At 69.6% G+C, this 13,060-nt stretch carries 10 protein-coding genes; 8 read left to right on the plus strand and 2 right to left on the minus strand.

The window, feature by feature from the left end:
- Positions 1 to 57 precede the first annotated feature (57 nt).
- The 3 genes from KCH87_RS31280 to KCH87_RS31290 all read left to right on the plus strand — a co-directional run bounded on the left by KCH87_RS31280 (position 58) and on the right by KCH87_RS31290 (position 5,117).
- A complete protein-coding gene (locus KCH87_RS31280; protein WP_210590020.1) occupies positions 58 to 1,554 on the plus strand; it encodes a bifunctional cytidylyltransferase/SDR family oxidoreductase in 1,497 nt (498 codons plus the stop codon).
- 124 nt (positions 1,555 to 1,678) lie between these two features.
- On the plus strand, positions 1,679 to 3,706 hold the full coding sequence (locus tag KCH87_RS31285) for a hypothetical protein (protein ID WP_308298953.1): 2,028 nt from the start codon (positions 1,679 to 1,681) through the stop codon (positions 3,704 to 3,706).
- 202 nt (positions 3,707 to 3,908) lie between these two features.
- A complete protein-coding gene (locus KCH87_RS31290) occupies positions 3,909 to 5,117 on the plus strand; it encodes a glycosyltransferase family 2 protein (RefSeq protein ID WP_210590022.1) in 1,209 nt (402 codons plus the stop codon).
- A 152-nt stretch (positions 5,118 to 5,269) separates the two neighbouring features.
- On the opposite strand, the gene KCH87_RS31295 is transcribed toward KCH87_RS31290, so the two are convergent.
- Positions 5,270 to 6,661: a polysaccharide pyruvyl transferase family protein gene (locus KCH87_RS31295; protein ID WP_308298954.1), complete on the minus strand. Its 1,392-nt coding sequence runs from the start codon at positions 6,659 to 6,661 to the stop codon at positions 5,270 to 5,272.
- 226 nt (positions 6,662 to 6,887) lie between these two features.
- Between KCH87_RS31295 and proB the strand changes: the two genes are divergently transcribed.
- From proB to KCH87_RS31320, 5 genes are all read left to right on the plus strand, one after another.
- Positions 6,888 to 7,994 carry a glutamate 5-kinase gene (gene proB / locus KCH87_RS31300; protein ID WP_210590100.1) on the plus strand — a complete coding sequence of 369 codons (1,107 nt, stop codon included), beginning with the start codon at positions 6,888 to 6,890 and terminating at the stop codon, positions 7,992 to 7,994.
- Positions 7,995 to 8,148: 154 nt separating this feature from the next.
- Positions 8,149 to 8,601: a hypothetical protein gene (locus tag KCH87_RS31305; protein WP_210590103.1), complete on the plus strand. Its 453-nt coding sequence runs from the start codon at positions 8,149 to 8,151 to the stop codon at positions 8,599 to 8,601.
- 86 nt (positions 8,602 to 8,687) lie between these two features.
- On the plus strand, positions 8,688 to 9,974 hold the full coding sequence (locus tag KCH87_RS31310; RefSeq protein ID WP_210590027.1) for a glutamate-5-semialdehyde dehydrogenase: 1,287 nt from the start codon (positions 8,688 to 8,690) through the stop codon (positions 9,972 to 9,974).
- A gap of 120 nt (positions 9,975 to 10,094) precedes the next feature.
- Complete coding sequence (locus tag KCH87_RS31315) at positions 10,095 to 10,697, plus strand: hypothetical protein (protein ID WP_210590030.1); 603 nt, start codon at positions 10,095 to 10,097, stop codon at positions 10,695 to 10,697.
- 101 nt (positions 10,698 to 10,798) lie between these two features.
- Entirely contained in the window at positions 10,799 to 11,869 is a 1,071-nt protein-coding gene (locus KCH87_RS31320) for a hypothetical protein (RefSeq protein ID WP_210590033.1), read from the plus strand.
- A gap of 18 nt (positions 11,870 to 11,887) precedes the next feature.
- Here KCH87_RS31320 and KCH87_RS31325 read toward each other — a convergent pair whose 3' ends face one another.
- Positions 11,888 to 13,042 carry a M48 family metallopeptidase gene (locus tag KCH87_RS31325; RefSeq protein WP_374199060.1) on the minus strand — a complete coding sequence of 385 codons (1,155 nt, stop codon included), beginning with the start codon at positions 13,040 to 13,042 and terminating at the stop codon, positions 11,888 to 11,890.
- Positions 13,043 to 13,060: the final 18 nt, after the last annotated feature.

Below are 13,060 nucleotides of genomic sequence, written 5' to 3' on the forward strand. Positions count from 1 at the left end.
CGGTAACCACAAGTGGGACCATTTCCAGGTTCCCAGTCGCCCCGAGGTAGGTCACCTGTGTCACAGCACAATGCCAAGCCCCGTACCACCGCAGTGATCCTGGCCGGTGGTACCGGTCAGCGCGTGGGTCTCTCGATCCCCAAGCAGCTGCTGAAGATCGCCGGCAAGGCAGTCATCGAGCACACTCTGACCACTTTCGAGAAGGCCGACTCGATCGACGACGTCATCGTCCTGATGGCGCCGGGGTATGTCCCGGACATCGAGAAGATCGTCGCCAAGGCCGGGTTCAAGAAGGTCTCCCGCATCATCGAGGGCGGCACCACGCGGAACGAGACCACCGAGCGCGCCATCGAGGCGCTCGGCGAGGGCCTGGCCGAGGGCGAGGACCGCAACGTCCTCTTCCACGACGCCGTACGCCCCCTGCTGTCGCAGCGCGTGATCGACGACTGCGTGGTAGCGCTGGAGCGCTACCAGGCCGTCGACGTCGCCATCCCGTCCGCCGACACCATCATCGTGACCCGGACGCACGGCGAGGACGGCGAGTTCATCACCGAGATCCCGGACCGCGCCCGGCTGCGCCGCGGCCAGACGCCCCAGGCGTTCAAGCTGTCCACGATTCGGCGGGCCTACGAGGTCGCGGCCGGCGACCCCAACTTCCAGGCCACGGACGACTGCACGGTCGTACTCCGCTATCTGCCGGACGTGCCGATCCACGTCGTCGCGGGCGACGAGTACAACATGAAGGTCACCCAGCCCGTCGACGTGTTCATCGCCGACAAGCTGTTCCAGCTGGCCTCCAGCGCCACGCCCGAGCAGAACGGCGAGGAGGCCTACCGCGAGCTGCTCGGCGGCAAGACGGTCGTCGTCTTCGGCGGTTCGTACGGCATCGGCAAGGACATCTGCGAACTCGCCGCGTCCTACGGCGCCCAGGTGTACCCGCTGGGCCGCTCCACCACCGGCACGCACGTGGAGAACCCGGAGGAGGTCGACGACGCGCTGTCCAAGGCGTACGCCGAGACCGGGCGCATCGACTACGTCGTCAACACCGCGGGCGTGCTGCGCATCGGCAAGCTCGCCGAGACCGACAACGCCACCATCGAGGAAGCGCTGAAGGTCAACTACCTGGCCCCGGTGCAGATCGCGCGCTCCTCGTACAAGTACCTGGCCGAGACCAAGGGCCAGCTGCTGCTGTACACCTCCAGCAGCTACACCCGCGGCCGCGCCGAGTACAGCCTCTACTCCTCGACCAAGGCCGCCATGGTGAACCTCACCCAGGCGCTGTCCGACGAGTGGGCCGGAGACGGCATCCGCGTCAACTGCGTCAACCCGGAGCGCACCGCCACGCCGATGCGCACCAAGGCTTTCGGCCAGGAGCCCGCGGGCAGCCTGCTCTCCTCCGAGGCCGTGGCCCGCACCTCGCTCGATGTGCTGCTGTCCGAGCTGACCGGCCATGTCATCGACGTCCGCCAGCAGGACCCGACGGCGGGCGCGGCGAAGGCCTCCGGCTTCGAGGCGGCGCTGGCCTCGGTACTGGACCGGCAGGACGGCGTGTAATAATCGAAGCCAAATAGCTTTAAGTAATTCAGGCCTCTGTGGGTGCTCGTTAACGGGCTATTCATGGGGGCCTGAAGCCGTACAGAACAAAACCGGCACTCCCCCTCCAAGAGCAGGTTTCTTCGTGATTTCCACCGCTATTCGCGTCGCCCGGGTGGGCAGCGCGGCCGAGTTGGCCGCGGCGGTCCTCATGATGCTGGGTTACCCGGCGCTCATGCTGGCCGCGCTCGTCCCGAGCGTTCCCGCCTTCGCGGCTGCGGCCGCCGTGACGTATCTGGCGGACCACTATCTGCACCGCAAGGGCAGCTATCTGATCAACCGCCTGAGCAAGGTGCGTGCGGGTCTGTCGATCCGCTTCCTGATCCGGCAGCTCCTGCTGGTCCTGCTGCTGGCCCGCCTCTCCTTCGCGGACGACCTGATCTTCTACGGTGCGGTCGCCGGCTTCATCGCCTTCTACGGCCTTCAGGCCCCGCACGGCGCGCTGGTCACCCTGATCCGCAACCGCCGCCGGATGCCGGTCGCCACCCGCAATGTCGACCTGGCCTCCCGCATCCGCATCCCGGACGCCCCGCCGCGTCCGCTGCTGCACCGCTCCGCCGAGAAGATGCTCCACCTCGACCTCGCGGCCGTCGTCGGCGTGCTGGTCTCGGCGGCCATGGCGTCGGCCGTCGCGGGCTTCATCGGCATCGGCGTGACCCTGTTCCTGGGCTGCCTGTACGTCCTCGCGCTGATGCCGTACGTCCGGGGCCGCAAGATCCCGCCGAACGCGGACGCCGTGCTGGCCGCCGTGGACGACTGGCTGGGCGAGTACCGACCCCAGACGGCGCTGTACTTCTCCGGGTCCAAGGACTCCGCGTACCAGGTCAACATGTGGCTGGAGACCATGGAGCAGCTGGACTCCAAGCCGCTGATCATCCTGCGTGAGCGCGCCGTCCTGGACCGTATGGCGCCCACCACGGTCCCCGTCATCTGCGTGCCCGGAGGGGTGCACCTGATGAACATGGACCTCTCGAACGTGCGCGTGACGCTGTACGCGGCGAACGTCGGCAAGAACATCCACATGCTGCGCGTCCCGACGATGAAGCACGTCTTCATCGGCCACGGCGACAGCGACAAGCTGGCCAGCGTCAACCCGTTCAGCAAGGTGTACGACGAGGTGTGGACCGCCGGACGCGCGGGCCGCGACCGCTACGCCATCGCCGACGTCGGTGTCCGCGACGACGACATCGTGGAGGTCGGCCGTCCGCAGCTGGCGCCGATCGAGACCTGGGAGGGCGCGCCCGAGGGACGTATCCCGACGGTGCTGTATGCGCCCACCTGGGAGGGCTGGGACGACAACCCCGGCAACACCTCGATCCTGCTCGCCGGCGAGAACATCGTCCGCACGCTGATCAAGGCCGACCCGCCGGTCCGCGTCCTGTACAAGCCGCACCCCTTCACCGGCACGCGCAGCGCCGTGGCCAAGGCCGCCCACCTGCGCATCACCGCGCTGGTGGAGCAGGCCGCCGCTACCCGGCTCGCGGCGGATGCGGCGGCCCAGTCCGCCGCCAAGGCCGAGCTGGCCCGCATCGAGGCCCGGCTCGCCGAGTTGTCCGGCGGCGCCGAGAAGGGCGACGAGGCCGAGGCCACCCGTGACGGCGTGGTCGACGTCGCCAAGCACGAGGAGATCGCCCGGCTGCGCGCCGAGTGGAACGACGCCTACTGGCGTTCCTTCCCCGCCCACGAGCACCGCGTCATCGCGGGCACCGAGCCGCGTCTGTACGACTGCTTCAACGTCTCCGACGCGATGGTCTCCGACATCTCCAGCGTGGTCTCGGACTTCATCGCCAGCGGCAAGCCGTACGCGGTCACCGACTCCGCGGAGCTGGGCGAGGAGGAGTTCAAGCGGCAGAACACCGCCGTGCGTGCCGCTGTCATCCTCAGCAACAGCGCCGCCGAGCTGGACGGGCTGCTGGCCGCCGTCCGTGACCCGGCCGCGGACCCGCTGGCCGCGGACCGCAAGGAGCTGAAGCAGTATCTGCTCGGCCCGGACGAGCCGACGTCCATCGAGCAGTTCAACACCGCTGTGGCGAACCTGGCGTTGAAGGCCGAGACCCGCAACCTCGGCCAGGAGCCACGGATCGCGACGACGGAGGCGGAGCTGACCGGCTGACCGACCGCCACAGGCGAAGAGCCCCCGAGGAGTGAATCCTCGGGGGCTCTTTCCGTGCCCGATGAACGGGCGTCACCTGGAATTCGTATGACGTAGGTCACTAATTCATGAGCTACAGGCAACCGCTTCCCGCTTTCGCCCGTCTACTGGTTTGCAAATAAGGAGACACGGGGGGAAATGTCCCGTTAGCGAGGGGGAAAATGTGACCGTTGCGCAGCCTGATGTCAGCGTGATCATCGGGGCGTACGAAGCGATGCCGTATCTGGTCGAGTGCCTGGCATCTGTCGAGGCACAGACCATCGACCCGGAGCGCATCGAGGTCATCGCGGTCGACGACGGTTCGACGGACGGCACGGGGGAGTATCTGGAGGAGTTCGCGGCCCGCGTGCCCATGCACGTGACCGTGATCCGGCAGGACAACTCGGGCGGCCCCAGCGGCCCGCGCAACGTCGGCCTGGGCAAGGCGTCCGGGCGGTACGTCTTCTTCCTCGACGCCGACGACCGGCTGGGCGCCGAGGCCCTGGAGCGGATGGTCGCGATGGCCGACCGCAACGGCACGGACGTCGTCCTCGGCAAGGTCGAGGGCATCAACCGCAAGCCGCCCCGGTCGATGTGGGGCAAGACGCTGGAGCGCACCGACGTCTACTCCTCCAACATCAAGTTCACGCTCAGCGCGCAGAAGCTGTTCCGCCGCGCGCTGCTGGACCGGCACGGCATGCGGTTCGATGAGTCGCTGTGGACCGGCGAGGACGCGCTGTTCACGATGGAGGCCTATCTGCGGGCCGACGGCGTCTCGGTGGTCGCGGACCATGTCTGCTACTACCTGGTGGGTCGCGAGGACGGCAAGCACGTGACGAAGAGCGGCAGTTACACCCTGCGCTTCGACTCCGCCCGCGCCCTGATGGGGCTGATCGCCGACCTCGTCCCGGCGGGCCCGCGCCGCGACACGCTGATGGTCCGCCCGTTCCTGGTCACCCTGCTGCCGCAGTTCGGCCCCAGGTTCCTCAAGGACAGCGAGCAGATACGCCGGCACAAGCTGGAGCTGGCGAAGCCGCTGATGGAGGCCTACTGGACCGACGAGCTGGCCCGCCGCCTCAAGGTCGAGGAGCGGCTGCGGCTGCACCTGGTCGCCGGGCAGCGGCCCGAACTCCTCGTCGAGGTCCTGGAGTTCCTCAGGGCGAAGAGGCAGGCGGCCGCCCTGCTGGAGAGGAAGGGCCGCCGCGTCTACCTCGCCTACCCCCGCTTCCGTGACCGTGTGGCCGGCATACCCGACGCCGTCTACCTCGCCGAACCCCGCGAGGCCCGCGCCTTCCCGGGCTACCGCGAGGGCGGAGCCGACTCGTTCGCGAGGAAGGTCATCCGCCGGGTGCGCCGGGCACTGCCCGCCGCCGCGGTGCGGACGGCGGCCTGACACTCCCTGCGGTCTAAGCGGGTCCGGCGAAGTCAGCTGCGGTTCGGCCGCGCCCCATAGGGGCGCGGGGAACTGCGCGACCAGCCACGACGGACCCGCGGACGAGCACCGGACTTCCAGCGGAGCTCAGAGCACCGGACTTCCAGCGGAGCTCAGCGCCCCGACTTAAGCGCCCGGCGGATCGGCCGTCCCACGACCCGTCGGGCCTTGCGGTAGACCGAGGTCGGGGGCGGGGGCTCCGCGGCAGGCCTGGCCGAGCGCTTCAGCTCCCGCTTCAACTTGGCGTTGTCCACGGCCAGTTCGGCGATACGGCTGTGCAGCCAGCCGAACCGGGGGGTGAGCGAGGCGATGTCCGTGTCGTTCCAGGGGCGGATGCCGGCCGGGAAGGACAGCGCGCGCATGCGCTCGTCGAAGGCCGCGCCGCCGTCGCCGTGCGTGAAGGTGTTCCGCAGTCCGTTGCGGTCCAGGAACGCCGTGAACCGTTCGAAGCGTTCCTGGTGGCCGCCCGTCAGCTCGCTGAGATCGGCCTCCTCGTACAGCCGCGCGGGATCTGTGGCTTCGGGGTCCTCGGACAGCTGGTCGATCCTGCGATGCGGGATGCCGAAGTAGCGGCACAGCTCCAGCGTGCGGGAGTCACCGCACAGCACGGTCGCGGGCGTGCCGGCCAGCAGCGCCGCGATGTTGCCGTGGATGCGTGAGCCGAAGGAGAAGTCGAACCCGCGCAGATCGTCGATCCAGGTGATCGGATCGACGTAGACGCGGACCTTGTCCTCCCCGTACATCGGGTGGTCCGGATGGGTCGGCATGGCGGTGACCCGGCTGTTCGGGTCCGAGAGGTCCCGCCAGTGCAACTGCCGTGCGTCGCTGAGGTTCTGGCCGACGAAGCGGAGGTGCGGATAGTGCTCGTGAGCGCGGCGGATGATGCGGTCCAGGCCCTGTGACCGCACCGCGCTGTGCGAACCGTTGACGGCGATCCGGGAGTCGCCGGTGAGCTCCGGCTGCCGCTTGGACACGGCGAGTTCCTTGCCGTACAGGAACAGCGACGGGCAGCCGATCACCTCGACATCCCTGAACCCCATGTCCTTGAGGTACTTCTCGGTGAACTCGCCCCGCACACCGATCGAGGCGCTGCGGTCGAGCACCGCCGAGACGAACTCGCGCACGGCCGGCTCGATGGGCTTCAGTCGCGCCGGGTCGTAGTTCAGCCCGGTCTGCGCGCCCACGCCCATCACGACCACGGGGATCCGCAGCTTGCCGATCAGCCGCGTCAGCCGCTTCAACTGCGGCTCGAACGACGGGCGGAACGCATTGGCCAGCGGTACGACGAAGGCGTCGTACTCCGCGTTGATCCGGGCCGCCGCGGCCACATCCGTACGGATGCCGTTGGAGACGACCTCGGTGTCCGGTGTCTCGAGGATCTTGTGCGCGGCATCGCTGAAGATCAGGTTGCCGGAGTTGGTGGCGAACACATCTCGGTGAAGGGCCTCTTCGACGGGGACGACGTCGTACGGGCTCTTCCCGGAGCGGAGCAGGATGCGCTGCACGCGACGATCTTTTGTTGGCACATCGTTCACATTAAGTTTGCATGGTCTTTTGTTTCTATGCGCGGCCCGTACAACCTTTTTTCCGAATGCGACCCGTGAGCGCACGGTTACTGGATGCATGTCCAGAGGCTGATATCGATGCGCGGCTCCTGGCCCCCTTCGCGTACATTGCGGACAGCCGATGTGCGAGGGGACGGAAACCGAAGTGGCAGGGGCAAGGCAGGCCGTGAGCGAGGCCCGCAGGATCGTCGTCAAGGTGGGCTCCTCGTCGCTGACCACCGCCTCCGGCGGCCTGGACGCCGACCGGGTCGACGCACTCGTCGACGTTCTCGCCAAAAGCCGCAGTGGGGGAGAGCGAGAGATCGTCCTCGTCTCGTCAGGCGCCATCGCCGCCGGGCTCGCCCCGCTGGGCCTGCGCCGCCGCCCCAAGGACCTCGCCCGCCAGCAGGCCGCCGCCAGCGTCGGCCAGGGCCTGCTCGTCGCCCGCTACACCGCCTCCTTCGCCCGCTACAGCGTCCGCGTCGGCCAGGTGCTGCTGACCAGCGACGACATGAGCCGCCGCGCCCACCACCGCAACGCCTCCCGCACCCTCGACAAGCTCCTCGCGATGGGCGCCCTCCCCATCGTCAACGAGAACGACACCGTCGCCACGGACGAGATCCGCTTCGGCGACAACGACCGCCTCGCCGCCCTCGTCGCGCATCTCGTACGGGCGGATCTGCTGGTCCTGCTCTCCGACGTCGACGGCGTGTACGACGGCGACCCCAGCAGGCCCGGCACCTCGCGGATGGCGGAGATTCACGGCCCCGAGGATCTCGCGGGCGTGGAGATCGGCAGCGCGGGCAGGGCGGGCGTCGGCACCGGCGGCATGGTCACCAAGGTCGAGGCCGCCCGGATCGCCGCCGCCGCCGGTATCCCCGTGGTGCTGACCAGTGCCGTCCACGCCGCCGAGGCGCTGTCCGGCGGCGACACCGGCACCCACTTCCACCCCACCGGCAAGCGGTCCGCCGACCGGCTGCTGTGGCTTCAGCACGCGTCCACCCCGCAGGGGTCGCTGACCCTGGACGACGGCGCGGTGCGGGCGGTCGTCGAACGCCGCACGTCGCTGCTGCCGGCCGGAATCGCCGCCGTCGAGGGCGAGTTCAGCGCGGGCGACCCCGTCGAGCTGCGCGATGCCGAGGGGCGCGCGGTGGCCCGCGGGCTCGTCAACTTCGACGCCAAGGAGATCCCCCAGCTGCTCGGCCGCTCGACCCGGGAACTGGCCCGTGAACTGGGCGCGGCGTACGAACGTGAAGTCGTACACCGGGACGACCTGGTGATCCTGCACCCGTAAAAGGTGGACGTTGCGCAAAACAGCCCCACGGCGGCTTGCGGCCTGCTCAACTTTGTCTTAGGGACCCATCCCCGGGGGACTCGATCCCTTGGGGACTGGATCCCTCGGGGACCATTCCGCAGGACCATTGCGTAAGGAGGCCGTCGTGAGACGAGTGCGCCCTGGGGCGGCGGCGTCCCGCGATGGTGTCGCCTCCCGCGCGGGCGGCGAGGAGCGTGCTCTGACCAGCGTCGCGGCCGGCGACCGGTACGAGCAGCCGAAGGACGCACCACGGCTGTGGCACGTCACGCTGAGCGTCTCCGGCGCCGAGACCCCGCTGACGGAGGTACGGCGCTGCCTTGAGCAGCTGGCCCACGACCACCCCTTTCTGCTGACCAGCCGCTACGCCAACGACCACGCCGAGATCCGCTACTGGGAAGAGGCCCGCGACCTGCACGACGCGGCCGCCGTCGCCCTGCGCCTGTGGGGCGAGCACCGCCAGTCCGCCGGGCTGCCGCCCTGGGAGATCGTCGGCCTGGAGGTCATCGACCGCGAGACCTACCACCAGCGGATCGCGGAGGGGTACGGCCCGCCGCCGGCGTCACCGGTGGGCGTCCACCCGTATTGAGCGGTCGTTTTGCGGAGTCTGGGCGGCTTGTCTCGGGGTTTGGGATGGCAGCCGGACCAACCCGTTCGGCGCACTACGCTTCCCTCATGACCACGCTTTCGCCGTACGACTCGATGTCCCCGGTCACCCGGGCCGCCTACCGCGCCAAGGCCGCCGCAGCCGACCTCGCGCCGCTGCCGCGGGCCGAGAAGGACGACGCGCTGCTCGCCATCGCGGACGCGCTGGAGGTCCGTACGAGCGAAATCGTCGAGGCCAACGCCAAGGACATCGCCAAGGCCCGCGAGGCCGGCACCAGCGAGGCCGTCGTCGACCGGCTGACGCTGACGCCGGAGCGGGTGCGGGCCATCGCCTCGGACGTGCGGGACGTCGTGGCCCTGCCCGACCCGGTGGGCGAGGTCGTCCGCGGCTCGACCCTCCCCAACGGCATCGACCTGCGCCAGGTCCGCGTCCCGCTGGGCGTCGTCGGGATCATCTACGAGGCCCGCCCGAACGTCACCGTCGACGCCGCCGCCCTGTGCCTGAAGTCCGGCAACGCGGTGCTGCTGCGCGGCTCCGCCTCCGCCTACGAGTCGAACAGCGCCCTTGTGCGGGTCATCCGGGACGCCGTGGGCGGGGCCGGGCTGCCCGCCGACGCCGTGCAGCTCGTGCCCGGCGAGAGCCGCGAGAGCGTGCGCGAGCTGATGCGGGCGCGCGGTCTGGTCGACGTGCTGATCCCGCGCGGCGGTGCCTCGCTGATCCAGACGGTCGTCCAGGAGTCCGTCGTCCCGGTCATCGAGACCGGCACCGGCAACTGCCACGTCTACGTCGACGCGCACGCCGACCTCGACATGGCCATCGACATCCTGATCAACTCCAAGGCGCAGCGCGTCAGCGTCTGCAACGCCGCCGAGACCCTCCTGGTCCACCAGGACATCGCGCCGGAATTCCTGCCGCGTGCCCTGGCCGCCCTCGCGGACGCCGGGGTCACCGTGCACGCCGACGAACGAGTGCTGGCGTACGCGAAGGACTCCGAGGCGACGGTCGTCGAGGCAACGCCGGAGGACTGGGAGACCGAGTACCTCTCGTACGACATCGCCGCGGCCGTCGTCGACTCCCTGGACAAGGCCGTCGAGCACATCCGGCTGTGGACCTCCGGTCACACCGAGGCCATCGTCACGACCTCCCAGCAGGCCGCCCGCCGCTTCACCCAACTGGTCGACTCCACGACGGTCGCCGTGAACGCCTCGACCCGCTTCACCGACGGCGGCCAGTTCGGCTTCGGCGCCGAGATCGGCATCTCCACACAGAAGCTGCACGCCCGCGGCCCGATGGGACTGCCGGAGCTGACCAGCACGAAGTACATCGTCACGGGGGACGGGCACGTACGGCGCTGAGCGAGCGGCGCACAGGCGCGCGGCCTGGGCATATGCGGGGGACACGCGCCCCCGGGTCGCGCCCGTGCCGCATGAGAGCTGTCTCACAAGGCGGATGAATTTCCATACCGTCTGCCCAAATTGATCCCCCAGGTCTACTCTGGATCCGTGCCGGAGGACGTGGGGGGCACGCCGTTCCCTGACGGCTGGGAGCCCGACGACGACCACGACCGCGGGGTGTCGGACGAAGAGTTCGCCTCCGTGGTCTTTGACGAGGCCTTCGTACGGGCGGCCGTGGTGCACGAGCCGACCGCCGTCGAACGCCTCCTTGCCGCCGCCCAGGCCAGAGCGGAGGCCTCCGAGGCGGAGGCCCGCCGGGCCCACGGCAGAAGCGAGCGCTACGAAGACGGCTTCGGCCCCGACGATCGTGGCGGTTTCGGCCATGATCCGGAGCTCGACGATCTGGACGACTCCGACACCCTCGACAGCCGGTACGGCGCCCCGGGGACCTACGGCAAGCAGGTCCGCTGGCACCGTCCCGTCGCCTGGATCCTCGCCCTCGTGATGGGGATCGGCATGGTCGCGCTGGCTTTCTCGGCGGTCTACCGGGGCGCGTCCTCCAGTAACCGGGACCAGGTCCCGCCACCCGCCTCCACCGGCCTGGAACAGGGCAGTGCGGCGGCACCCTCCGCTTCCGCCGACTATTCCCAGCCGCCGGCCTCCGCGACCCCGCGCACGCCCTGACACGCTGCCCGGACGCGCCCTGACCGTCCTGGTGAGGACCTGTCAGAACTTGTCGTGTACCAGGGCGTTTACCGGGCCCTCCGGAGACCTACTCTGAAGATATGGGAGGGCTTGGAGACCCACCCGAGGGGACACCTGAGGGCGCCCCCGGAGGTGGCGAGGAGGAGTACCGATCCGTCGTCTTCGACGAGTCGTTCGTCCGGGCTGCCCGCCTCCAGGAGTTCTCCGCGCAGGAGCGCATCGCCGACCACGCGCCCGCCGTACGGCGCCGTCCTCCCCTGCGCCGGGGCCTGTCCCGGCAGGCACTGATCCTGGTCCTGCTGATCGCGGTCGCCTTCGGTACCGCGATCTACATGGGTGTACGGCACCCCTACCAGACCCCGCAGGCCCGGCAGCCCGCGGAGCCCCTGCGGATGACCGTCATCCCGCTCGCCCCGCAGGGCAAGGTGCCCGGCACGGCCGACGCCGAGGACCTGTTCGCGCACAGCCCCGCCGCGCAGTACCGCGTCGGCGCCGAGGGCATACCGCTGCCCGCCACGCGGCGCACCGCGCACTTCTCGGACAGCCAGGTCGTCAGTGCCCTGAACACCGCCAAGGACTACCTCGTGCGCTCCTCCCTGTACCCGGAGGTGCTCACCGGCGGACAGGTCCGCCCCGTCCGAGTCCTTGTCGCCCCGGACCAACTCGACCAGTTCGACCAGAGTTTCCGGCAGCCGACCGCCGACGGCAGGCATGCGCCGACCGGATGGCTCGTTCGCTTCGACCCGAACAACGCCGAGCTGGCCGACGACAAGATCCGTGTCCAGGGCAGCATGCACGCGTCCGAGACCGACTCATCCACGCTCGAGGTCACCTCGGACCACACCTTCGTGTACGCGCTACGGCCCACCGGCGCCGACGAGAAGGCCGAGGCGTCCCTGTTCACCGTCCGCCGTGAGCTCCAGTTCCGCTTCGACCGCGACGACCTGCGCCTCCAGCAGGCCCAGCTGGTGGTCTCCTACGTCCAGGCCGGGCCGGTCTCCTGCGCCGACGACTCCACCAACCATCTGCGCCCGCTGCTGGCCGGCCAGACCGCCAAGGCAGGCGGCCCCGCCGGCACGGACCCGTACGCCACCGGGAGCGCTACGGCGCTGTGCGGGACGCTGGCGCAGAGCGCGCAGCCGAAGGTGTGAACCCGGGCCTCGGTGAGGTCAGCTGTTGTTGTCGTCCCGACCGGTGCTGTCGTCGTCGTTCCCGCCCGTGCTGTCGTCGCGCGGCGGCTGGTCCTTCGGCGTGGACTCCGCGGAGCCGCCCCCTGCCGCGAAGCCGCCGAAGCCGCGGCGCACCCGGCCGCCCAGGTCCCCGGCCCCGCCGGCGATGTCGCTGACCAGCTTCATCAGGGGGTCCTTGGAGGTCTTGACGTGCGTGGCGTAGTGCGTCGCCGACTCCCGGAACGAGTCCGTGACCGAGGTGTCCTTGTCCTCCGTGCGCCGCGGGTAGTGGCCGTCCATGATCCGCTGGTAGTCCCGGGACTCGGCCCACTTCTTCAGCTCGGCCGCCCGGATGGTGGTGAAGGGGTGGGAGCGCGGCAGTACGTTCAGAATCTTCAGTACGGAGTCGCGCAGGTCGCCCCCGGCCTCGTACTCCTCGGCCTGCTTCAGGAACGCGTCCACGTTCATCTCGTGCAGGTGGTTGCCGCCGGCGAGCTTCATCAGGCCGCGCATCGAGGCCTTGAGGTCCTGGCCGGCCAGGAGGCCCGCGCGGTCCGCGGACAGCTCCGACTTGCGGAACCACTCGCGCAGCGCGGTCACGATCGCCATGATCGCGAGGTTGCCCAGCGGGATCCACGCGACCCTGAGGGCGAGGTTGGTCAGGAACAGCAGGATGGTCCGGTAGACGGCGTGGCCGGACAGGGCATGGCCCACCTCATGTCCGACGACCGCCCGCATCTCCTCCTCGTCGAGCAGCTCGACGAGTCCGGTGGTGACGACGATGATCGGCTCGTCCAGGCCGATGCACATCGCGTTCGGCTGCGGGTCCTGGTTGACGTACATCGGGGGGACCTTCTCCAGGTCCAGGATGTAACAGGCGTCGCGCAGCATGTCGTTGAGGTGCGCGAACTGCTGGTCCGACACCCGCACCGAGTCGGACAGGAACAGCAGCCTGAGGCTGCGCTCGGGCAGCAGACCGCTGAGTGCCTTGAACACCGTGTCGAAGCCGCTCAGCTTGCGCAGCGCCACCAGGGCGGAGCGGTCGGCAGGATGCTCGTACGCACGCGAGGAGATCCCAGGGAAGCGCGTGCGCTGCCTGCTGGGCACGTTCTCGTGCCCGTTGTGCTCGTGGCCGTCGGACATGTCTTCCCCCATGTGCGTGTGTGTGGCCCT

It is taken from the genome of Streptomyces sp. GESEQ-35, from assembly GCF_017948485.1.
GTDB lineage: Bacteria > Actinomycetota > Actinomycetes > Streptomycetales > Streptomycetaceae > Streptomyces.